Genomic DNA, 21,687 nt, shown 5'->3' with positions numbered 1-21,687 from the left:
GCCCGGCGTTCTCGTTCTGGAGCGGCCATCAGCACGCGTGCGCTTGTGTTCATTGCCAGGCTGCTCGAGAGGGGCTTCTCCCTTCTCCCGGCGAGAGAAGTTGGCACGCAGCGCCGGATGAGGGTCCGCGCGAAGCCTCGTGCTCTCACCCCACCGCCTCGCCGATCACGCAGCTTCGGCAACCCGCCTTGCGCGACGTGCGCGTACGGCCGTCGCCAGGCGCTCGAGCACCTGCACCGAGGCGTCCCACCCCAGGCAGCCGTCGGTGATGCTCTGGCCGTAGGTCAGTGCGCAACCCGGCACCAGCTCCTGGCGTCCGCCGACCAGGTGGCTCTCCACCATGACGCCGACGATGCGGGTCTCGCCGCCTTCCAGCTGCGTGGCGATGTCGTCGATGACCCTGGGCTGGTTCTCGGGATTCTTGCCGCTGTTGGCGTGGCTGGCGTCGATCATCAGCCGCGCCGGCAAGCCGGACGTGTTGAGCACCTGGCTGGCCGCTTCCACATTGGCCGCGTCGAAGTTGGGCTGCTTGCCGCCACGCAGGATCACGTGGCAATCCGGGTTGCCTGCGGTCGCGGCCACCGCGGTGTGGCCGTCCTTGGTCACGGCCAGGAAATGATGCGGGTGCGAGGCCGCACCCACCGCGTCCACCGCAATCTTGACGTCGCCGCCGGTGCCGTTCTTGAAGCCCACCGGGCACGACAGACCCGAGGCCATTTCGCGATGCACCTGGCTTTCGGTGGTGCGCGCGCCGATCGCGCCCCAGGCCACCAGGTCGGCGATGTACTGCGGCGAGATGATGTCGAGGAATTCCACACCGGCCGGCAGGCCGAGGTTGTTGATGTCGCGCAGCAGACCGCGCGCCACCCGCAGGCCCTTGTTGATCTGGAAGCTGCCATCCAGATCCGGATCGTTGATCAGGCCCTTCCAGCCGATGGTGGTGCGTGGCTTTTCGAAGTACACCCGCATCACGATCTCCAGCGCGTCGCCGAATTGCTCGCGCAGCGGGCGCAGGCGGTGCGCGTAGTCCATCGCCGCGACCGGATCGTGGATCGAGCAGGGCCCGATCACCACCGCCAGGCGGTCGTCACGGCCATGCAGGATCTCGTGCAGCGCGGCACGCGAATTGGTCACGGTCTCGGAGGCGCGCTCGTCGCAGGGCAGCAGCGACAGCAGCTGCGAGGGCGGGGCAAGGGCTTCGATCTTGCGGATACGCAGGTCATCGGTCACAGGCGGCATAACAGTGTCTCGGTGGGCGGTGTTGCATCAGGGAGCCAGGCGCGGCGGCAACAAAAAAGCCGCCAGTGTGCGCTGGCGGCTTTTCGGGAATGCTGCTGAAGATTTCTTCAGGGTGAGCGCAATCCGTCCTCCGCCAGCGGCATCGGAAAACCGTAGTACCAAAAGTAAAACTGGCTGCGGGGTGCGTTCATTGAGTGCATTGATACCACGCACGTTTGGCCGTTGCCACTGTTTCATCGGCAACGGAACGTTGCAGCAGTGCCAATGCGGGGGGCCTGCAGGCCGCATGTGTCGCGCCGACCACCACGGCGCACGACAAGCTGGGCGAACCGATGCGCGGCATTACCACGCGCGCGCTGGCAGGCCGGGATCGCGTACGGCTTGCCTGCGCAGGTGCCATCGACCATGCATCGCACGCCACGGCGCTGTGCCGTGACGTGCGATGCGGCCAGCACCTTCAATCAGAACGTAAACACATATTCCGCCGCCACTTCGCGGCCGATCGGGTTGAACAAGGTGGTGTTGTAGAAGCCGTAACCGTAGAAGCGCTCCTTGTTCTCGTAGCCCACTTCGTTGAACACGTTGTTGACGTAGAAGTTGACCTTGGCGTGGTCGGTGATCCTGTAGCCGGTGCTGAGGTTCCAATAGATCGCCGGGCCGACGCGGCCGAAGTAACGCTTGCTGCTCTCGCCCAGATGCACGTTAGCGGTGTCGGTGACCACGCATGCGTCCGAGGCACTGGGTTGGTAGCCGTCGTCGAAGCGCTCGCAGGTGCCCCAGTTGACCGCGCGCATGGAGCCGAGCCGGCGGAAGTACACCGTCCAGTCCCAGGCACCGCCGTTGTCCCAATGCACGCTGCCCCGCACACGGCTGCGCACGCGTTCGTCGCGACGGTTTTCGTCGCTGTCGGTGCGGTAGATCTGCTCGCGATAGGCCAGCAGATTGTTGTAGTCCAGCGACAACTGGAAGTTGCCCCAACCCGCCGTGGCAAGCCGGTATTTCAGCGAGGCATCGATGCCGGAGGTTTCCATCTGCGCCAGGTTGATCGGGCCGCGCTCGATGCTGGCAATGGTGCCGTCGGCATTGCGCAACACGCGCGAGGTGATGGTGTCGCAATAGCCGGCGCCGCCGGGATTGTTCCAGGCGCCGCCGCTGATGGTGGTGCCGGTGCGGCAGCCGGCTTCGGCCGAGAGGATCTCGTCGCGGTCCAGATCCTTGATCATTTCCTCCAGCTCGATGCGGTAGTAATCCACGCTCAGCGACAGGCCCTGCACGATGTCCCACACCACCCCGCCAGTGAACGAGCGGCCGGTTTCCGAGCGCAGATCCGGCGTGCCGCGACGGTTCACGTCCACGGTGTAGTAGATGTTGCTGTTCTCGTCGTTGCAGCCGCCGGTGAGATACGCGCCGGTGGCGATGCAGCGGTATTGGTCGATCACGGTCTGGTTGGTGGAGCTGGGTTCGCCGAGCACGTAATGCATGTCCGGCGCGCGGAAGCTGGTGGCCAGCGTGCTGCGCAACAACAGGCTCTCGACCGGGCGCCACTCCAGACCCGCGCTCCAGGTGGTGTCGCTTTGGGTGCCGACATCGGTCGGAATCGCCGCCGAAGAGCGATAACTGCCGTAGCGATCGTAGCGGCCGGCGACATTGGCGCTCAACGTCGACAGCAGCGGAATCTGGAATTCCAGCCCGGCCGAACTGCGCATGCGCTCACCGCCGCCACTGTCCACCACATCGACCGGATAGCACTCGTTGGCGCAGGGGTCAGGCGACAGCTGGTAGCCCTGCTTGGCGACTTCGGCCACGGTGGCGAAGCGGATCGGCCCGGCCCAGCCCTGCACCAGATCGCCGCTCAGGCTGAAGCTGGCCTGGTTCACCCACGAATACGCCGAGTTATGCGATTTGGCGACCAGCTCGTCGTACTCGATCGAGGACAGCGGCACATACAGGCGCGCCTGGTTGATCGCATAGATCGGCGTGCCGTCGGCGGCGGTGCCGGTGGGGCTGCCGAGGAAATAATCGGTGGCGCGGGCGGTGTCCACGGTGCGTACGTATTCGTCCACCGTGTAGCGCGAGCGGCCCACGCTCAGCTCCCAGTCGAAGCGGTCGGCCCACACGCCACGCAAGCCGGCGCTCAGGTCCCAGGACTGCTCCTTGTTGTAGTTGGCCAGCCGGTCCCAACCACCGGCCTCGCGCCGGGTGAGCTGCCGGATCGCATACAGCGAGCGGCCGGTGTCGGCGTCCTGGAACGGACCCAGATACACGTACGGCGGGTCGTAGGTCCAGCGGCCGATACTGCGGTTGGCCGACAGCGTGGCCCAGGCTTCGGTGTGCTCGCCGAACTTCCAGGTGCCGTAGAGATACGCCGAATAGTCCTCGCTGCCGGTGACCAGCCCCCAGTCGCCGTAGTCGCGCGCCACGCCGCAGTAGTCGCCGGCGTTGGTGACCACCCCGGTGTTCTGGCTGTAGCTCAGCCGCTGCCCGTCGATGAACTCGCCGCCGAAGCGCGCGCAGGTGCCGGCGGGCGGTGCGAGGCGTTCGTTGGTGTTGGCATCGACCAGGCTCAGGCCGGTGAACGGGTTGAAGCCGTAGCGGCGGTTCTGCCCGGTCCAGTTGGAATAGGACATGTCGTCGGAATCGTCCATCTCGGGGCGATCGCGCCCGCTCAGCGGATCGCGCCGGGTGGCCTGCAGCGCGTAGGTCAGGCTCCAGTTCTCGCCGGTGCGCCCGCCGGCCCAGGACACGTCGAAGCTGTCGCGGCCGCCTTCGGTGGCAGTGCCGCCGCGCAGCCGCACCTGGTCGCCCTGGTAATCGCGCTTGAGGATCACGTTGACCACGCCGGCCACCGCGTCCGATCCGTAGATCGCCGAGGCGCCGCCGGTCAGGATGTCGATGCGCTCCACTGCCGCGGACGGGATGTTGCTGTAGTTGGAAAAGTTGCTCTCGCCGCCGTACGGCAGCGGGTAGTCGGCCACGCGGTGGCCGTTGACCAGCAGCAGGGTGCGGCCCGGGCCCAGGTCGCGCAGGTTGATCGGCGAGGCGTTGGGCGTATGCGAGCCCCATTGCGTATCGGCCTCCACCGAGCCCTGCTGGTTCATGCTGTTGAGCACGTCGTAGACGGTGGCAAAGCCCTCCTGCTGGATCTGCTGCGCAGAGATGGTGACCACCGGTTGCGCGCCCTCGACCTGCGCGCGCTTGATGCGCGAGCCGGTGACGCTGACCGCGTCCAGGGTGGAGGTGGTGCGCGGTTGCTCCGGCTCGGCCTGCTGGGCAGCCGCCGACGGTGCGACCGCAGCGGTCAGGGCGAGGGACAAGGAAATCGACAAGGCAAGGCGATGACTGCGGCAGTTCATAAGATCCCCGGGAGAGGCCGGCATGGCCGGCGTGGCGTTCCACTGCAACGACGCCTGCGAGCGATGCACCGCATCGCCGCCCCCTGTCCGATGGCCCCCCGACCGTTCGGCGCAAGCGCCTGCCCAGCGACGCTAGGTTGGCGCTGACATCGATGTCAACACACTGTCATGCAAGTGTGATGGGGTTCGCGATCCACGCGATGGCACGCACGTCGACACGGTTGGGGCCGCGAACCGATTGCGCGAACCGTGGCATCTGCGCCGCGTAGAAGCGCACCCGGGCGCGATTGGGGCATTCCCGGTGAAGCCCTTTCGCGCCCAGGGGCGCTCCTACGGGGTCATGGGGTTTGCGTGGTTATGCACGCGTGGGTTCGACACGGTCGGGTTCGCGAACCGTTGGCCGCATCGGTGCCAGGTAGGAGCGCACCCGGGCGCGACTGGGGCGTTCCCGGTGAAGCTCCTTCGCACCCTGGGGCGCTCCTACGGGTCATGATGGGGTCTGCGTGGCCACGCACGACCTCCTGCGGCATCCATCTCATCGCCCACAAAAAAACCCCGCCTTTCGGCGGGGTCCTTTTTTGCTGCAACAGCCGAGTGGCGTGGATCAGAAATCCATGCCGCCCATGCCGCCCATGCCACCGCCGGCCGGCATCGCTGGCTCGTCCTTCTTCGGTGCATCGGCCACCATGGCTTCGGTGGTGATCATCAGGCCGGCGATCGAGGCTGCGTTCTGCAGCGCCGAGCGGGTGACCTTGGTCGGATCCAGGATGCCGAACTCGACCATGTCGCCGAACTCGCCGTTGGCCGCGTTGTAACCGTAATTGCCGGTGCCTTCCTTGACCTTGTTCAGGATCACGGACGGCTCTTCGCCGGCATTGGCCACGATTTCGCGCAGCGGGGCTTCCATCGCGCGCAGGGCGATCTGGATGCCGTGGGTCTGGTCTTCGTTGGCACCGGTCAGGTTACCGACGGCCACCAGCGCGCGCACCAGGGCCACACCGCCGCCCGGGACCACGCCTTCTTCGACGGCTGCACGGGTGGCGTGCAGGGCGTCTTCGACGCGGGCCTTCTTTTCCTTCATTTCGATTTCGGTCGACGCACCGACCTTGATCACTGCAACGCCACCGGCCAGCTTGGCCACGCGCTCCTGCAGCTTCTCGCGGTCGTAATCGGACGAGGTGTCTTCGATCTGGGTCTTGATCTGGCCAACGCGGGCTTCGATCGTGGCCGAGTCGCCGGCGCCGTCGATGATGGTGGTGTTCTCCTTGGAGACCTGCACCTTCTTCGCGCGGCCCAGGTCCTTGATCGTGGCCTTCTCCAGCGCCAGACCCACTTCCTCGGAGATCACGGTGCCGCCGGTCAGCACGGCCATGTCTTCCAGCATCGCCTTGCGACGGTCGCCGAAGCCCGGTGCCTTGACGGCCACGACCTTGACGATGCCACGGATGGTGTTGACCACCAGGGTGGCCAGCGCTTCGCCTTCGACTTCTTCAGCGACGATCAGCAACGGCTTGCCGGCCTTGGCCACGCCTTCCAGCACGGGCAGCAGGTCGCGCACGTTGGAGATCTTCTTGTCGTGCAGCAGGATGAACGGGTCGTCCAGGTCGGCCGACTGGCTCTGCTGGTTGTTGATGAAGTACGGGGAGAGGTAGCCGCGATCGAACTGCATGCCCTCGACCACGTCCAGCTCGTTTTCCAGGCCCGAGCCTTCTTCAACGGTGATCACGCCTTCCTTGCCGACCTTCTGCATCGCTTCGGCAATGATGTTGCCGATCGACTCGTCCGAGTTGGCCGAGATGGTGCCGACCTGGGCAATCGCCTTGTCGTCGGTGGTGGGCTTGGAGATGTTCTTCAGCTCGACGACGGCGGCCTTGACGGCCTGGTCGATACCGCGCTTGAGGTCCATCGGGTTCATGCCGGCAGCGACGGCCTTGGCGCCTTCGCGGATCAGGGCCTGGGCCAGCACGGTGGCGGTGGTGGTGCCGTCGCCGGCGTTGTCGTTGGTCTTGGAAGCGACTTCCTTGACCATCTGCGCGCCCATGTTCTCGAACTTGTCAGCCAGTTCGATTTCCTTGGCGACGGAGACGCCGTCCTTGGTGATGGTCGGCGCGCCGAAGCTCTTCTCGAGCACGACGTTGCGGCCCTTCGGGCCCAGGGTGGCCTTGACGGCATTGGCAAGCACGTTGACGCCACGAACCATACGGGTACGTGCGTCTTCACCGAAACGAATGTCTTTAGCAGCCATTTGTTGTAACTCCGGAATTTGAGATTGGGGATTGGGGATTGGCTAAAGCGGGGTTCGGGGGAGATGCGGGATCAGCTGCGCCAAGCGCAGTGGCCAATCCCGAATCCCCACTCCCGAATCCGCCGGCAACGGCTATCAGCCGATGACCGCCAGGATGTCGTCTTCGCGCAGCACCTTGTACTCGACGCCTTCGGACTTGTAGCTGCTGCCGGCGTACTGGCCGTAGATGACCTTGTCGCCGACCTTGACCACCGGCGCGCGCAGGCTGCCGTTGTCCAGGGGCTTGCCGGCGCCGATGGCGACGACTTCACCCTTGGTGGACTTTTCCTTGGCGGAGTCCGGGATCACGATGCCGCCGGCGGAAACTTCGTCGGCTTCGATCGGCTTGACTACAACGCGGTCGTGAAGCGGCTTGATGCTCATAGAGAAAGACCCTCTTAAGTGATTGATTGGTCTGGAAATTATCGGCGATGTTAGCACTCGCATGTGACGACTGCCAGCACAGCGCGCGGAAAAAACCCGACAGAGCGGGTGCGGGCCAGAGATTGTGCTGTGTGGCCAGCTTTCAAGGGCTGGGGGCAAAAAATTTTCGCCGGGCAGTTCCGTGCCAGGACCGCGAAGCGGCCGACACGACCTGGCGCGCATTGCCCGCTGGCGACGGTCAGCCGGGTGGGAACCGTGGTGGGAACCGGGCTGCGCAATCGCCGGCTGCGCCTGAGACCGTCTACCGAGCCACTGGCACGCCGGACAGTGCGCACCGAGCAGTCGCCGGAGCAGCCGCTCTAAAAATGGAACCAGGTTCCACCGATTGTCATGCACACGTTTTACAGTCGGCCACGCATTCCCCGATCACAAGGAGCTGTCGATGAGGTTGCCGTCCCCTGCCCGTGCTTTCCCCTTGCGCTGGTCCCCCAGCTGCACGCTTCCCCTGGCCTGTGCGCTCGCGCTGGCCGTCCCCACCGCCCACGCGGCGGTGTTCATCAATGAACTGCATTACGACGACGCAGGCGCCTCCGGCGACAGCGGCGAAGGGGTGGAAGTGGTGGCCACCGCCGGCGAATCGCTGAGCGGCTATCGCATTTATCTGTACAACGGCAGCACACCGGGTGCGGCGACGGTCTACGCCAATACGGCGGTGCCGGTCGGCAGCCTGGTCAGCTGCGGCAGCCAGGTGCGCGTGGCCACGGTCGGCTACGCCAGCAACGGCGTGCAGAACGGGCCCAACGACGGCGTGGCACTGGTCGACCCCAACGGGCAGCTGGTGCAGTTCCTCAGTTACGAAGGCGCCATCACCGCCAGCGGCGGGCCCGCCGCCGGCATCACCAGCCAGAACCTGCCGGTCAGCGAGAGCAACAGCAGCGCGGTCGGCAGTTCGCTGCAACTGACCGGCACCGGCAGCAGCGCGGCCAACTTCAGCTGGGCCGGCTCGTCGGCGCAGACCTTTGGCGCGTGCAACCGCGGCCAGAGCTTCAACGGCAGCGGCGGTGGCGGCGAGACCGGCGCGGCACCGACGATCACCAGCACCACCCCGACCCAGGGCGCGACCGGCTTTCCCGCCGCCGGCGACCTGAGCGTGGGCTTCAGCGAGGCGGTGACGCTGAGCAGCGGCGCCTTCGCACTGAGCTGCGCCAGCTCCGGCACGGTGGCGCTGAGCTACCCGACCAGCGGCACCCGCTTCAGCCTGTCCACCAACACCGCCTTGGTCGGTGGCGAGCGCTGCACCCTGGCGATCACCGCCAGCGCCATCCGCGATGCCAGCGGGCTGAGCCCGGCCGCCAACCAGTCGATCGCCTTCACCGTGGCCACCGCCAGCGGCGGCGGCACCGGTTACTACTCGCGGGTCAACACCGCCAATGCCAGCCAGTTGCGCTGTTCGCTGCACACCGTGATCAAGGGCCACACGGTCTATCCGTACAGCGGCTCGGGCACCAGCACCTGGACCATCCTGGAGATGGCCGACGAGGATCCCAACAACAGCGGCCGGATCCTGGACGCCTACCGCAACCGCAGCTACGCCAAGGGCAGCGACCGTGCCGGCACCGGGAGCGGGCTGACCTACAACCGCGAGCATACCTGGCCCAACTCGCTGGGCTTCGGCAGCGCCAGCGGCGACAAGGGGCTGCCGTATGCGCCCTATACCGACACCCACATGCTGTATCTCACCGACACCGCCTTCAACGCCGACCGCGGCAACAAGCCGTACGCGGCCTGCACCAGCAGCTGCGGCGAGCGGGTCACCGAGGTCAATGACGGCAGTGGCGGCGGCAGCGGGCGCTATCCGGGCAATTCCAACTGGGTGCGCACCCCGGACGGCAACGGCGGCACCTTCGAGGTGTGGGGCAAGCGCAAGGGCGACATGGCGCGTGCGGTGATGTACATGGCAATCCGCTACGAGGGCGGTACCGACGCGGCCACCGGGCAGTCCGAGCCGGACCTGGAGCTCACCGACGACCGTAGCAAGATCGTGCAGACCTCGGCCTCGCCGGCCTACATGGGCCTGTTGTCCACGCTGCTGGCCTGGCACCAGGCCGACCCGCCGGACGATGCCGAGCGGGCGCGCAACCAGGTGATCTTCAGCTTCCAGGGCAACCGCAACCCGTTCGTGGATCACCCCGAATGGGCGACCTCAAGCCTGTTCACCTCGGCCAAGCCGGCCAGCTGCCAGCTGGCCAATTGATCCGGCCCGGCCCGGTGCCCCAGGCGCCGGGCCGGGAGACGGCCTGCAGCGGCAATCCACATGCCCGACCGCGCAGCAGGCGCGCGAGCCGTCGGCCTGCGTCATTCAACATCAGCGGGCAGGCGCAGGACCGGTATCGCCGGCCAGCCGCCAGGCTCAGCGAACTTGACGCCCTGTTCCGGAAACTGCGGTCGATCCCCCGCAAACAGGGGATTACACTGCGCGGTCACATGAGCGCCTCTTCCCTCCATCTATTGTTCAGTACATGTCCGGATGCCGACAGCGCCGAGCGCATTGCGCGCGTGCTGCTGGACGAGCGCCTGGCCGCCTGCGTCACCCAGTTGCCCGGCGTGCAGTCGCTGTACCGCTGGAACGGGGCGATCGAGCGCAGCCAGGAAGTGCAGCTGTTGATCAAGACCTGGGAAGACCGCCTGCCGGACACCATCGCGCGGCTGCAGGCGCTGCATCCGTATGAACTGCCGGAGGCGATCGCGGTCCAAGCCAGCGCCGGGCTGCCGGCGTATCTCGATTGGGTCCGGGCCGAAACCCGCAAGGAATCCTGACGTCCATGAAGTCTCTGTCCCGCTGGATCGCCCGCTGCGCATTGCTGGCCGTACCCTTGCTCGCCGCGCCGCTGGCGCTGGTGGCGCCCCTGCCCGCGCAGGCCGCGGTCACCGAGGCCGACCTGCTGCCGGTGGATCAGGCCTTCACCCTGAGCGCCACCGCCGACAGCCGCGACAGCATCGCGCTGCACTGGAAGATCGCGCCGGGCTATTACCTGTATCGCCACCGCATCAGCGTCAAATCCGGGCAAGGCTTTGCCGCCGGCGAGCTGGCGCTGCCGGAAGGCGAGAGCAAGCACGACGAGTTCTTCGGCCAGGTGCAGACCTACCGCAAGCAGCTGCAGGCCAGGCTGGCCGGCAAGGCCGATGCCGGGTTGCAGACCGCCGTGCTACAGGTGCAATACCAGGGCTGCGCCGACGCCGGCGTGTGCTACCCGCCGCAACGCCGCGAGCTGCGCGTGCGCCTGCCCGATGCCTCGGCTCCCGCCGCGACGTCCGCCACCCCGCGCGAAAACCTGGGCGCGCTGGTGCCGCGCGCACCGGCAGGCCCGCGGCTGTTCGGCAGCACCGGCCAGGCCGCCGGCGTGGACGCACTGCCGCTGCCGGCCGAGCAGGCCTTCACCTTCGAAGCCATCGTCGGCGACGGCAACAGCCTGCTGCTGCGCTTCACCCCCGCGCCGGGCTACTACATCTACCGCGACCGCACCTCGCTGGCGCTGGAAGGCGCCGGCGGCGTGCGTCCCGGGCTGCCGCGCTGGCCGCAGGGCAAGGCGCACCGCGATGAACACTTCGGCGATGTGGTGGTGTATTTCGACCAGGCCGAAGTCACCTTGCCGCTGCTGCGCGAGCACGCCGAACCGGTCAAGGCGACCCTGGTGGCGACCTTCCAAGGCTGCCAGACCGACGGCATCTGCTACCCGCCGATGACCCGTCGGGTGGCGCTGGAGTTGCCCGCCGGCACGGTGTCGCCGCAGAACCAGGCGCAGGCCGCGCCGCTGATGATCTCGCCGTTGCCGGCCGGGCAACTGCCTGCGGAACCGGCGCCGGCACCGACGCCCGCGGCGACTGCAGCGCCGGCCGCAGATGCCTCGGCCGACAATCCGCAACGCACCCAGCCGCCGCACACCGACAAGGGCTTGCTGGCGATGCTGGTGCTGGCCCTGCTCGGCGGGCTGGTGTTGAACCTGATGCCCTGCGTGCTGCCGATCCTGTCGCTGAAGGTGCTGGGCCTGGCCCACAGCGGCGAGAGCCGCAGCCACGCGCGCAGCCATGCGATCTGGTATTCGCTGGGCGTGCTGGTGTCGTTTGCGGCGATCGGCGCGCTGGTGATCGGCCTGCGCGCGGCCGGGCAGGCGGCCGGCTGGGGCTTCCAGCTGCAGCAGCCGTGGTTCGTCGCGGCGCTGGCCTATCTGATGTTTGCGGTGGGCCTGAGCCTGTCGGGCGTGTTCACGCTGGGCAGCAATCTGGGCGGCATCGGCCAGTCGCTGGCAGCGCGCAATGGCCCGCTGGGCGATTTCTTCACCGGCGTGCTGGCCTGCGTGGTGGCCAGCCCCTGCATCGCCCCGTTCATGGGCACCGCACTGGCGTATGCCTTCACCGCCCCGGCGCTGCTGGCGATGCTGGTGTTCCTGGCGCTGGGCCTGGGCCTGGCGCTGCCGTTCCTGCTGATCGGCTTCATTCCCTCGCTGGCGCGGCGCCTGCCCACGCCCGGCGCGTGGATGGAAACGCTCAAGCAGGTGCTGGCGTTCCCGATGTATCTCACTGCGATCTGGCTGCTGTGGGTGCTGGGCAAGCAGCGCGGCGTGGACGCGCTGGCGCTGATGCTGGTTGGCGCCACCCTGCTGGCACTGGGCCTGTTCTGCTTCGAGCGCAGCCGCTGGAAGAGCCATCGCATCGGCATGGGCCTGGCCGCGGTGATGCTGGTGCTGGCGATCGTGCCGGTGGTCGGGGTCACCCGCCTGCGCCTGCCGGCCGCCACTGCCGCCGAAGGCGTGGTGGCGTTCTCGCCGCAGTTGCTGGACCGCCTGCGCGCCGACAACCGCGTGGTGTTCGTCAACATGACCGCCGACTGGTGCGTGACCTGCAAGGCCAACGAGAAGAACGTGCTGAGCAGCGCCGACTTCCGCGACGCGCTGCGCCGCGTCGACGCGGTCTACATGAAAGGCGACTGGACCAACGTCGACCCCAGGATCAGCGCCTTCCTCGACCAGCACCAGGCTGTCGGCGTGCCGCTGTACGTGGTCTACGGCCCCGGCGCGCCGCCGGCGGTGCTGCCGACCGTGCTGACCAACGCGATCACCGAGGATGCGTTGCTGCGCGCGGCTAGGTGAGCCGGTCGGTCAGACCCGCGGGCCAGCACGCCGGCTCGACCGGCGTGCCTGATGCATGGACGGCATGGGTCGATGATGAAGGGAGCGAGCGCCGATCGGCGCTGAAGTGGCTGGATCCCGGCGAACACCAGCCGGCGTTGCCGAGCATGCCACTCGACAGCACGACAGATAACAGCAGGGGCCGGGGATGCACGGCAGCGAACACACGCCCTTCCGGGAAGGAACGCGCTGCACTACGCCCCATGGTGATTCAGCAGATGGTCGGCATGCGATCGACCGACCGGGAAGGCTGGGCGCCTGCCGCGAAACCGCAGCCCCACAGGGCCTGGCACACCCACGCGGCAGCGTGCCACCGCGAAATTAAAACAATCGTTTAAAACAGACCTAACTTCGCCTATCTGGACAGCATCGGCGACATCGCGCAGACTTCCGGCCTTTCAGCTCTCCCGGATGTCATGGCCCACCTGCTGCTGTTGCACGGCCCCAACCTCAACCTGCTCGGCACCCGCGAGCCGGATGTCTACGGGCGCACCACGCTGGCGCAGATCGATGCGGCCCTGGTGGACCGTGCGCAGGCCGCCGGGCATGCGCTGGCCTGCCTGCAGTCCAATGCCGAGCACGTGCTGGTGGAGCGCATCCACGCCGCGCGCGAGGACGGCACCGCCTACATCCTGATCAACCCGGCCGCCTTCACCCATACCTCGGTGGCGCTGCGCGACGCGCTGCTGGGCGTGGGCTTGCCGTTCGTGGAAATCCATCTGTCCAACCCGCATGCGCGCGAGCCGTTCCGTCACTACAGCTATCTCAGCGACAAGGCCGACGGCGTGATCTGCGGCTTTGGCGCCGACAGCTACCGGCTGGCGCTGGAAGCGGTGATCGCGCGGCTGGAACGCGACGCATGACATCCCGCTCACCCACGCCGGCGCCCGCGCCGACGGCCTGACCCCCTTCCGCCGGCAGCCGCCGGCAACCTCCACCGATTCACCTCATGAGGCCCGTATGGATCTCCGCAAAATCAAGAAACTGATCGACCTGCTCGAAGAATCCAATCTCGCCGAAATCGAGATCAAGGAAGGCGAGGAAAGCGTGCGCCTGGCACGCGTGCCCAAGGGCACCACCGTGATGAGCGCGCCGGTGCAGCAGTACGCACCTGCCCCGCCCGCGCAGGCCCCGGCCGCCCCCAGCATGCCGATGCAGTCGCCCACCGAGGCCTCCACCGGCGGCGCCAAGCAGGCTGCCGCCCTGCCGGAAGGCCACGTGCTGCGCGCGCCGATGGTCGGCACGTTCTACACCTCGCCCTCGCCGGACAAGCCGGCCTTCGTCACCGTCGGCCAGCAGGTCAAGGCCGGCGAAACGCTGGCGATCATCGAGGCGATGAAGATGTTCAACCCGATCGAAGCCGACGTCTCCGGCACCATCGTGGCCATCCTCGGCGAAACCGGCCAGCCAGTGGAATTCGATCAGCCGTTGTTTGTGATTGGCTGAGCGGCGGGGATGGGAGAGTCGTGATGACAGCCATACGGCTGTGGAAAAGCCGGGATTCGCAAGAGCGACCGCATGAGCGCCTGATGGTTTGGCGCGATGCGATGTCGCTTGTCGAAGCGATCTACCGCCTGAGCCACGACTTTCCTGATTCCGAACGTTTCGGACTGACGGCACAGATGCGGCGCGCTGCGATCAGCGTGCCCTCCAACATTGCCGAAGGCGCCGCGCGGCGTTCCACTGCCGAGTACCTGCGTTATCTGTCGATGGCGCGGGGTTCGCTGGCGGAACTGGATACGCAACTGCAGATTGCCGCACGGCTGCAGTTCGGTTCGCCCGATACGGCAACCCTGGATCTTTTGAATCGCACGTTTGCCAGGCTCAATGCATTGATCCGCACGCTGGACGAATCGCGCCATCTGCGCGAGCCCGGCGCCCTCTACGAATCACCACTCTCGAATCCCCAATCCCATGCTAGATAAAGTCGTCATCGCCAACCGAGGTGAAATCGCGCTGCGCATCCTGCGCGCGTGCCACACGCTCGGCATCCGCACGGTCGCGGTGCATTCCACGGTCGACCGCAACCTCAAGCACGTGGCCATGGCCGACGAGTCGGTGTGTATCGGCCCGGCTGCCTCCAGCGACAGTTACCTCAACATCCCGGCGTTGATCGCCGCGGCCGAGGTGACCGATGCGCAGGCCATCCATCCCGGCTACGGCTTCCTGTCGGAAAACGCCGACTTTGCCGAGCGCGTGGAAGAATCCGGCTTCATCTTCATCGGCCCCAAGGCCGACACCATCCGCCTGATGGGCGACAAGGTGGAGGCGATCCGCGCGATGAAGGCCGCCGGCGTGCCGTGCGTGCCCGGTTCGGGCGGTCCGCTGGGCGACGACATCGTCGCCAACACCAAGGTGGCGCGCGAAATCGGCTACCCGGTGATCATCAAGGCCGCCGGCGGCGGCGGCGGGCGCGGCATGCGCGTAGTGCATTCGGAGGCCGCGTTGAAGGCCGCCATCGAAACCACCAAGTCCGAAGCCAAGGCCGCCTTCAGCAACGATCAGGTCTACATGGAGAAGTTCCTGGAAAATCCGCGTCACGTGGAAATCCAGGTGCTGGCCGACGGCCAGGGCGGCGCGATCCATCTGGGCGAACGCGATTGCTCGATGCAGCGCCGCCACCAGAAGGTGGTGGAAGAAGCGCCGGCCCCGGGCATCACCGAAGAACTGCGCAACGAGATCGGTAAGGTCTGCGTGGATGCCTGCATCCGCATCGGCTATCGCGGCGCGGGCACCTTCGAGTTCCTGTTCGAAGACGGGCGTTTCTACTTCATCGAAATGAACACGCGCATCCAGGTGGAGCATCCGGTCACCGAGCGCATCACCGGCATCGACCTGGTCTGCGAGCAGTTGCGCATTGCCGCCGGCCGCAAGCTGACCATCAAGCAGAGCGACATCGTGCTGCGCGGCCATGCGATCGAGTGCCGCATCAATGCCGAGGACCCGGAAACCTTCATGCCCAATCCGGGCCTGATCACCGCGTTCCATCCGCCCGGCGGCCCGGGCGTGCGTGTGGATACGCACATCTACGCCGGCTACAAGGTGCCGCCGAACTACGATTCGATGATCGGCAAGCTGATCGTGCATGGCCCCGATCGCGAGACCGCGATCGCACGCATGCGCGTGGCGCTGAGCGAGATGGTGGTGGACGGCATCAAGACCAACATCCCGCTGCAGCAGCGCATCATGCGCGACAAAGGCTTCCAGGCCGGTGGGCAGAACATCCACTATCTGGAAAAGCGTTTGGCCGAGCGCAAGAACAAGTCGATCGCGCTGGTCTGATCGCACTGGCCAGTGCACCGCGCAACAAGCCCGGGAAACCGGGCTTGTTGCGTTGTTGCCCGGTGCATTGCGCAGGCCAGCCGACCTATGCGTAGGAGCGCACCCGGGCGCGACCGCGCTTTATCGGTGGAACCTCGTCGCGCCCAGGTGCGCTTCTACGGGATCCTGGGTACTACCGGATCCGCGGCGCCGGCTGCTGGCTGCCCGGCACCGGCACGATGCCGCTGGAGGAGGCCGGGTCGACCACGGTCATGGTTTCGGTGGAGCCATCCGGCCACACCACCTGGAAGGTGGAGCCGGCCGGCAATGTCGAAAACGGCATCGCGCTGCTGGCGCGGTACACCGCGGCCACCTGGCTGGCGCCATGCCGTCGCTGCTGTTCGTCGGCGGCGACCGTGGTCGACTTGACCGACAGCGGCTGGTAGCGGTGATCGGCGGTGTCGATCATCACGATGCCCACGGCCGCGGCCGAATACGCCACGAACAACGCGACCCAGAACCAGAACTTGGCGCCATGCGCCAGGCGACGGTAATTCATGACTGCGCTCCCGGCTCGGAGACCAAGCTATCGACCATCTCATCCACTCTGTCTGCTCCCTGCCGCGGCACCGCGGCATCGAATACGAACGACACGAAATCCTGTGCGCTATTGCGCGAGCAGATGCCCGCGTTGGCGCAATAACTGGTGACCAGGGTGCTGTCTGCGCTGCAATCCAGCCCCAGCCGGCATGCAGCCACCTGCCAGGCCAGCTCGGCGAACTGATCGCCGGCCACATAGCCGTCGAGGCTGTCATCGCCACTGGCGCGCGCCCCCATTGCCGGCGCCAGCGCCAGGTAGGCCTCCGGGTCGCGCGAGGCCAGCACGCGCTGCACCAGCGCGCGCTTGTAGCTGGGCGAGCGCTGCAGCGGCTCGCCCAGCGCCAGCAACGCCGCCTCGGCAGCCAGGTTGCCTGCACGCGCGGCTGCCTGCCGTTGCTGCGCCACCAGCCGCGGGCCCAGGCCGTCGCTGGGCGCAAAGCCGGCGCAGCGTTGCGCCACGCGCGTGCGCGCCGCGTGCATCGCCGCCACGCCGGGCGTGTGTTGCGCGGCGATCCAGGCACTGTCGGCGGCGTAACCGGCCGGGCTGGACGCATACGGCGCGCAGTAATCGTAGACGCGGCTCAGGCGCCACCCCGCCTGCGCATTGCCGGCGCGCACCTGCTGCTGCAACTGCTGCGCATAGCGGTACAGGTCAGGCTGCGCGTCCACCGCATCGCGGTAGGGCAGCTGCAGGGCAGTGCCGCGTTCGGCGGGCGCGTGCGCCACCGCTGCCGGCGCGCCGGCACGGGCATTGCTGGCAACCGCCGGCAGCGCGGCGGTGGGCGAATCGCCCGGTTGCGCGCGCACATGCCACCAGGCCGCCGCCGCGAGCGCGACGGGAGCCAGCAAGAGCCAGAGATGGCGGGCACGAGCAAGCGGCATGGACAGCGGCGACCCTGCTGCGGAAAGCCCCGCAGCGACGGCGCGGAGTCTAGCACCCGCGCCCGCGCACGCTGGCGCGCAAGCGGACGCTGCCGATGCGAACGGCGGACGGTGCATTGCATGAGGACGGTGATCTGCGCAGGTGTGGCGTGCGTGGTGCGCAGCGGGCGTCTGGTTGCCGGCGCGCCCGCGTGCTGCGCCGGCAGCGGCCGGCACCATCGCGCCGCATGTGCGGATTGCACCGATCAGGCGACGGCATCCGCCGTATCGCGCACGCGGTGCGTCTGCCTATCCGGCCCCCGTCGCGCAGGAGCCCGCCGGCATGAATGGTCTACGATGCACGCTTTCGAATTGCCCGACCGCCACGATGCCGTTTCTTGAACTGACCCTGCCCTGCTCCGACGCCACCCAGCCCCGTTACCAGAATGCGCTGGACGACATCGGCGCGCTGGCGGTGACGCTGCTCGACGCCAATGCCGACACCAGCAACGAGCGCGCCATTCTCGAGCCCGGCGTCGGCGAAACGCCGCTGTGGAACACCATGGTGCTGAACGCGCTGTTCGACGGCGACAGCGATGCGCTGGTGCTGCTCGCCGCGCTGGAAGCGTTCGACCCCAGGCTGGACTGGAGCCAGGTGGCGTTCCGCACGGTCGACGACAGCGACTGGGAACGCGCCTGGATGGATCAGTTCAAGCCGATGCAGTTCGGCGCGCGCACCTTCATCGTGCCGTGGAATCACGCGCTGCCCGAGGCCGCGCAAGCGCCCGACGCCGCAGTGATCCGTCTGGATCCGGGCCTGGCGTTCGGCTCGGGCACGCACCAGACCACCGCGCTGTGCCTGCGCTGGCTGGACAGCCTGGCCGGCAGTGGCGAGCTGCAGGGCCGCAGCGTGCTGGATTTCGGCTGCGGTTCGGGCATTCTCGCCGTCGCCGCGCTGAAGCTGGGCGCGGCCAGCGCGGTGGGCGTGGACAACGATCCGCAGGCGCTGCTGGCCACTGCCGACAATGCCGAGCGCAACGCCTTGCAGGCGCAGCTGGCGGTGTACCTGCCGCAGGACGAGCCGGTGCAGACCTATCCGGTGGTGGTCGCCAACATCCTGGCCTCGGCGCTGGATGCGCTGGCCGACACCTTGTCCGCGCGCGTGGCACCGGGCGGGCGGATTGCGCTGTCGGGCATCCTGCATGGTCAGGAAGAGGAGCTGCTGCAGCGCTACGCGCCCTGGTTCGAGCAACTGCGTTGCGAACGCGACGAAGACTGGATGCGCATCGACGGCGTACGCCGCCACTGACACCGCGTCGGGTCAGCGGTGTGGCCGGCCGGCGCGGATTTGCGCGGTGGTCACCGCATCGGCCACGCTGATGGCGCGCAGGCGGGTCACCGCCTGCCAGCCGGCACGCCGCAGCGCCGCGTTGCGCCACGGCCCGGCCTGCCGGGCCAGCTGCACGCGCAGGCCCAGCTCGGCCAGCAGCAAGGCCGCCCAGGCCGGCAGCGACCACGTGCGCGGGCCCAGGCTGGCCAGGCCGCCGGCCAGCGCCAGCAAACCCACACTGAGCGCCAGCAGCCGCCAGTGCCGCTGGCGCAGCGCCCACCACCGCGGCGCCAGCCCGGCCGACCACTGCGTGCCGTTGGCCACCGCGGTCCACGCGTCCTGGCGCTGCCAGACCTGGTAACACGGCGCGCCCCGAAAGCGGGTGATCGCCGGATCCAGCGGCGAATGTGCCGGCCATGCCGCGGGTGGTGGCGCGGCGGGCGGCGTTGCCGGCGTGGTGGAACGGGCGGATTTGGGAGCGGCTGGCTCGACCATGGATGTCCTCCTTGAGTTCGCTGTGATCCCGTCATCATTGACGCCCGGACAGTATCGCAAACATATCGGCATATGAAAGGCATACGAACTATCCCTGATTGCTGCTAGGGCTATATCTCCCGGCCCGTTCCCCACTCACGGTGCCGTGTGAGCAAGTTGTACGAACGCGTCCGCGAAGCCCGCGCCCTGACCAAGCTGACCCAGGAAGGCCTGGCCGGCGAGCTGGGCGTGACCCGTAGCGCGGTGGCGCAGTGGGAGATGGCGGAAGGCACCGCGCCTTCGGTAGACAACCTCATCGGCCTGGCCAAGCGCAGCGGCATGGCGTTCGAATACCTGGCCACCGGCCGCGGCGAGCGCACCTTCGGCCCACCGGTACCGACGATCGCCGAAGAACCCGCGCAGTACCGCCATCTGGACGAGCAGCAACGCGTGCTGCTGAACCGCTTCGACACGTTGGCGCCGCGTCAGCGCAGCGGCCTGCTCGATCTGTTGCTGGCCGAGGGCAAGACGCGGCGTCGGCGTTGAGTTGGGGATTCGGGATTCGGGAATCGGGAATCGGGAATCGGGAATCGGGAATCGGGGGCAGGCTGCTGGGGGCTTCGTTTGTGAGGCAAGCTCGGTGTTGGTAGCTGGCTCAGTCGGAGTGCATGACGTGCACCGGTCGTTGCGTTTGCTCGTTGGCTGAAGTGCGGTCTGCGCTGGAATGCGGCCTTGGTCTGCGGCGGGGTGGTCACAGCGGCGCGACGGTTGGCCAGCCAACGGGATGCGTACCCCGCAGCTGCGTGCCGCACGCATGACGCACCCGGGTTCGCCCATTGGCGTGCGCGTGGTTGAATAGGGTTCTTCCCGCTGCACGCCTGCCGATGTCCGAGACTCCGCCACCGCGCCGCCCCCTGGCCACGTTCCTGCGTGCGACGCCGGCTGCCCCGTCGCTGATCCCGACCCCGGTGGTGCCTGCCGCCGACGCGCCGCTGCACGCGCCGCCGGTGCCGGCCGACGCACTGGTGCCGGCACCATTGGCCGAGCCGGTGGCCGCCCCGGCGGCGGCGCTCGTTCCGCCGCCGTCTGCGCCACCGGCGGCGACGCCGCATAGCGACTCGATGCCAGTGGACGTCGTGCTGCCACCCGGCGATGCCGGCCAGACCGCGGCAGATGCCGCCGAGCCGGACCGGCTGGCGTGGACCACGGCGACCACGCGCCAGCTGCCCGACGATCCTGCCGAAGACACAGCGGCCGGTCCCGGCGACATCCCCAGCGCGCTCGCCGGCACTGCCCCTGCACAGCCGACCACCGCGCATCCGCGCGGCGTGGCAGCAGGCGGCATGGCAGGCACAGACAGGCAGCGTGAGCACGGCACCGCGTCCGCCCCCGCTTCCGACTTGGCCGCCCCGCCAGCACCCGGCAGCGCTCCGGACACGGACGCCGAGCCAGGCGACAACGACGCGGACGCTGCCGACGCGGCGGCGCCCGCCCAGTTCCAGCCACTGCCAGCCCAGGCCGCGCCTGCATTCGCACGGCGCGGGCTGAGCCGGCCACGGCTGCGCGCCAGCGGCCGCCAGTGGGCGTTGCTGCTCGGGCTGGTCGGCCTGCTGGCCTTGCAGATCGTCATCGCCGACCGCGCGCAGCTGGCGGCCGATGCGCGCTGGCGCCCGCTGGTCAGCGCCGCCTGTGCAGTGGCGCGCTGCACCCTGCCGGCCTGGCGCGAGCCGGCCGCGCTGACCTTGCTCAATCGCGAGGTGCGGCCGCTGCCCGGGGTGCCGGGCGTGCTGCAGATCCAGGCCAGCTTCCGCAACGAGGCACGCTGGGCGCAGGCCTGGCCGTGGCTGCAGCTGTCGCTGTCCGACGCCGACGGGCGGGTGATCGGCACGCGTGTGCTGGCGCCGCAGGAGTATCTGGGCCAGCCGCCGGCCGCGCAGGACACGCTCGCGCCGGGCCAGGCGGTGCAGGTGGCGTTTCGCGTGCGCGAACCGGCCGCGAGCACGGCCGCCTTCAGTTTCGACTTCCGCTGAGCGGACCCGACCTGCGCCCACGGCCACACGGGCGTGGCGAGCGGGGAGGTCACGCGCTAGACTCACTCCCCCTCGCCGGCCACGCGTCCCGGCTTCGTGACACTGGGAAACCTCCTTTGAACGCAGCCCCCTCTCGTCCTGACACCAGTCGTGGCGCCCCGAAGTCGCCGCTGCGCGAACACGTGGCCCAGTCCGTCCGCCGTTACCTGCGCGACCTGGACGGAAGCGACGCCGACGACGTGTACGAAATCGTGCTGCGCGAGATGGAGATCCCGTTGTTCGTGGAAGTGCTCAACCACTGCGAAGGCAACCAGAGCCGCGCGGCGGCGATGCTGGGCATTCACCGCGCCACGCTGCGCAAGAAGCTGAAAGAGTACGGGCTGACGTAGGACGGGAATCGGGAATCGGGATTGGGGAATCGTTAGAGCGTTGGGGTGTGCTGCGGGCTGGTAATGCGCTGCGCTGGCACGCTTGGTGATGACGCGGCCGATGGACGATCTCGTTGCGTGTTGTGGACTGCGCAGCGTGTTGATGTCGGGTCGGGCTGCCCAAAGTATTCGCTCTTGATCCCACGCCTTGGCGCAGGACTTCCGTCGCGCCCAGCGTGCCCTGCTCGCGCGCGCTCTTCATCTGATCGGGTCAACCGCCGGGGATCCGGCGGTTGGCTGCAGTGCTCAATCGGCGA

At 67.9% G+C, this 21,687-nt stretch carries 19 protein-coding genes; 11 read left to right on the top strand and 8 right to left on the bottom strand.

The window, feature by feature from the left end; translation table 11 throughout:
- Positions 1-165 precede the first annotated feature (165 nt).
- The 5 genes from ABQ137_RS03130 to ABQ137_RS03110 form a co-directional block, all read right to left on the bottom strand.
- On the bottom strand, positions 166-1,239 hold the full coding sequence (locus ABQ137_RS03130; RefSeq protein ID WP_102583313.1) for a 3-deoxy-7-phosphoheptulonate synthase: 1,074 nt from the start codon (positions 1,237-1,239) through the stop codon (positions 166-168).
- 27 nt (positions 1,240-1,266) lie between these two features.
- On the bottom strand, positions 1,267-1,476 hold the full coding sequence (locus ABQ137_RS03125) for a hypothetical protein (protein WP_126750501.1): 210 nt from the start codon (positions 1,474-1,476) through the stop codon (positions 1,267-1,269).
- A 224-nt stretch (positions 1,477-1,700) separates the two neighbouring features.
- Complete coding sequence (locus ABQ137_RS03120; RefSeq protein ID WP_349781132.1) at positions 1,701-4,592, bottom strand: TonB-dependent receptor plug domain-containing protein; 2,892 nt, start codon at positions 4,590-4,592, stop codon at positions 1,701-1,703.
- Between the two features lie 604 nt (positions 4,593-5,196).
- Positions 5,197-6,837, bottom strand: coding sequence for a chaperonin GroEL (gene groL / locus ABQ137_RS03115; RefSeq protein WP_039523170.1), 1,641 nt, complete (start codon positions 6,835-6,837; stop codon positions 5,197-5,199).
- A 135-nt stretch (positions 6,838-6,972) separates the two neighbouring features.
- On the bottom strand, positions 6,973-7,260 hold the full coding sequence (locus ABQ137_RS03110) for a co-chaperone GroES (protein ID WP_003483210.1): 288 nt from the start codon (positions 7,258-7,260) through the stop codon (positions 6,973-6,975).
- Between the two features lie 442 nt (positions 7,261-7,702).
- Here ABQ137_RS03110 and ABQ137_RS03105 point away from each other — a divergent pair, with 442 nt between their 5' ends.
- From ABQ137_RS03105 to accC, 7 genes are all read left to right on the top strand, one after another.
- Positions 7,703-9,514, top strand: coding sequence for an endonuclease (locus tag ABQ137_RS03105; protein ID WP_184515797.1), 1,812 nt, complete (start codon positions 7,703-7,705; stop codon positions 9,512-9,514).
- A gap of 230 nt (positions 9,515-9,744) precedes the next feature.
- On the top strand, positions 9,745-10,077 hold the full coding sequence (gene cutA, locus ABQ137_RS03100; RefSeq protein ID WP_047127996.1) for a divalent-cation tolerance protein CutA: 333 nt from the start codon (positions 9,745-9,747) through the stop codon (positions 10,075-10,077).
- Positions 10,078-10,082: 5 nt separating this feature from the next.
- A complete protein-coding gene (locus ABQ137_RS03095; RefSeq protein ID WP_184515793.1) occupies positions 10,083-12,407 on the top strand; it encodes a protein-disulfide reductase DsbD family protein in 2,325 nt (774 codons plus the stop codon).
- Between the two features lie 455 nt (positions 12,408-12,862).
- Positions 12,863-13,309 (top strand): type II 3-dehydroquinate dehydratase, encoded by a 447-nt coding sequence (gene aroQ, locus ABQ137_RS03090; protein ID WP_104623486.1) that lies wholly within the window; start codon positions 12,863-12,865, stop codon positions 13,307-13,309.
- Positions 13,310-13,406: 97 nt separating this feature from the next.
- A complete protein-coding gene (accB, locus tag ABQ137_RS03085; protein WP_016903367.1) occupies positions 13,407-13,892 on the top strand; it encodes an acetyl-CoA carboxylase biotin carboxyl carrier protein in 486 nt (161 codons plus the stop codon).
- A 23-nt stretch (positions 13,893-13,915) separates the two neighbouring features.
- Entirely contained in the window at positions 13,916-14,371 is a 456-nt protein-coding gene (locus tag ABQ137_RS03080) for a four helix bundle protein (protein WP_184457347.1), read from the top strand.
- Positions 14,361-15,728: an acetyl-CoA carboxylase biotin carboxylase subunit gene (accC, locus tag ABQ137_RS03075; protein WP_016903366.1), complete on the top strand. Its 1,368-nt coding sequence runs from the start codon at positions 14,361-14,363 to the stop codon at positions 15,726-15,728. The genes ABQ137_RS03080 and accC overlap by 11 nt, the downstream gene beginning before the upstream one ends.
- Positions 15,729-15,900: 172 nt before the next feature.
- Here the strand turns inward: accC and ABQ137_RS03070 are convergent, their stop codons facing one another.
- The gene (locus ABQ137_RS03070) at positions 15,901-16,266 is read right to left on the bottom strand and encodes a hypothetical protein (protein WP_016903365.1); all 366 of its coding nucleotides are present in this window, start codon (positions 16,264-16,266) and stop codon (positions 15,901-15,903) included.
- A complete protein-coding gene (locus ABQ137_RS03065; protein ID WP_425525158.1) occupies positions 16,263-17,078 on the bottom strand; it encodes a hypothetical protein in 816 nt (271 codons plus the stop codon). The genes ABQ137_RS03070 and ABQ137_RS03065 overlap by 4 nt, the downstream gene beginning before the upstream one ends.
- A 478-nt stretch (positions 17,079-17,556) precedes the next feature.
- Here ABQ137_RS03065 and prmA point away from each other — a divergent pair, with 478 nt between their 5' ends.
- Positions 17,557-18,477 carry a 50S ribosomal protein L11 methyltransferase gene (prmA, locus tag ABQ137_RS03060; RefSeq protein WP_349781126.1) on the top strand — a complete coding sequence of 307 codons (921 nt, stop codon included), beginning with the start codon at positions 17,557-17,559 and terminating at the stop codon, positions 18,475-18,477.
- Positions 18,478-18,489: 12 nt separating this feature from the next.
- Here prmA and ABQ137_RS03055 read toward each other — a convergent pair whose 3' ends face one another.
- Positions 18,490-18,993 (bottom strand): hypothetical protein, encoded by a 504-nt coding sequence (locus tag ABQ137_RS03055; protein ID WP_349781124.1) that lies wholly within the window; start codon positions 18,991-18,993, stop codon positions 18,490-18,492.
- A 147-nt stretch (positions 18,994-19,140) separates the two neighbouring features.
- Between ABQ137_RS03055 and ABQ137_RS03050 the strand changes: the two genes are divergently transcribed.
- The 3 genes from ABQ137_RS03050 (at position 19,141) to fis (ending at position 21,391) form a co-directional block, all read left to right on the top strand.
- Positions 19,141-19,518, top strand: a complete 378-nt coding sequence (locus ABQ137_RS03050) for a helix-turn-helix transcriptional regulator (protein ID WP_054591306.1) — start codon at positions 19,141-19,143, stop codon at positions 19,516-19,518.
- A 338-nt stretch (positions 19,519-19,856) separates the two neighbouring features.
- On the top strand, positions 19,857-21,002 hold the full coding sequence (locus ABQ137_RS03045; RefSeq protein ID WP_349781122.1) for a DUF3426 domain-containing protein: 1,146 nt from the start codon (positions 19,857-19,859) through the stop codon (positions 21,000-21,002).
- Between the two features lie 116 nt (positions 21,003-21,118).
- Positions 21,119-21,391 carry a DNA-binding transcriptional regulator Fis gene (fis, locus tag ABQ137_RS03040; RefSeq protein ID WP_002804983.1) on the top strand — a complete coding sequence of 91 codons (273 nt, stop codon included), beginning with the start codon at positions 21,119-21,121 and terminating at the stop codon, positions 21,389-21,391.
- The last annotated feature ends 296 nt before the right edge of the window (positions 21,392-21,687 follow it).

It is taken from the genome of Xanthomonas sp. WHRI 8393, assembly GCF_040203315.1.
Lineage (GTDB): Bacteria > Pseudomonadota > Gammaproteobacteria > Xanthomonadales > Xanthomonadaceae > Xanthomonas > Xanthomonas arboricola.
This window is presented reverse-complemented; position numbering and strand designations above follow the sequence as displayed.

Coding starts and splice junctions, on each gene's coding strand:
- ABQ137_RS03070 (WP_016903365.1), bottom strand. CDS start 16,266: ATGAATTACCGTCGCCTGGCGCATGGCGCCAAGTTCTGGTTCTGGGTC.
- ABQ137_RS03130 (WP_102583313.1), bottom strand. CDS start 1,239: ATGCCGCCTGTGACCGATGACCTGCGTATCCGCAAGATCGAAGCCCTT.
- ABQ137_RS03125 (WP_126750501.1), bottom strand. CDS start 1,476: ATGAAACAGTGGCAACGGCCAAACGTGCGTGGTATCAATGCACTCAAT.
- cutA (WP_047127996.1), top strand. CDS start 9,745: ATGAGCGCCTCTTCCCTCCATCTATTGTTCAGTACATGTCCGGATGCC.
- ABQ137_RS03120 (WP_349781132.1), bottom strand. CDS start 4,592: ATGAACTGCCGCAGTCATCGCCTTGCCTTGTCGATTTCCTTGTCCCTC.
- groL (WP_039523170.1), bottom strand. CDS start 6,837: ATGGCTGCTAAAGACATTCGTTTCGGTGAAGACGCACGTACCCGTATG.
- ABQ137_RS03105 (WP_184515797.1), top strand. CDS start 7,703: ATGAGGTTGCCGTCCCCTGCCCGTGCTTTCCCCTTGCGCTGGTCCCCC.
- ABQ137_RS03095 (WP_184515793.1), top strand. CDS start 10,083: ATGAAGTCTCTGTCCCGCTGGATCGCCCGCTGCGCATTGCTGGCCGTA.
- aroQ (WP_104623486.1), top strand. CDS start 12,863: ATGGCCCACCTGCTGCTGTTGCACGGCCCCAACCTCAACCTGCTCGGC.
- accC (WP_016903366.1), top strand. CDS start 14,361: ATGCTAGATAAAGTCGTCATCGCCAACCGAGGTGAAATCGCGCTGCGC.
- accB (WP_016903367.1), top strand. CDS start 13,407: ATGGATCTCCGCAAAATCAAGAAACTGATCGACCTGCTCGAAGAATCC.
- ABQ137_RS03045 (WP_349781122.1), top strand. CDS start 19,857: ATGTCCGAGACTCCGCCACCGCGCCGCCCCCTGGCCACGTTCCTGCGT.
- prmA (WP_349781126.1), top strand. CDS start 17,557: ATGCCGTTTCTTGAACTGACCCTGCCCTGCTCCGACGCCACCCAGCCC.
- ABQ137_RS03110 (WP_003483210.1), bottom strand. CDS start 7,260: ATGAGCATCAAGCCGCTTCACGACCGCGTTGTAGTCAAGCCGATCGAA.
- ABQ137_RS03055 (WP_349781124.1), bottom strand. CDS start 18,993: ATGGTCGAGCCAGCCGCTCCCAAATCCGCCCGTTCCACCACGCCGGCA.
- ABQ137_RS03080 (WP_184457347.1), top strand. CDS start 13,916: ATGACAGCCATACGGCTGTGGAAAAGCCGGGATTCGCAAGAGCGACCG.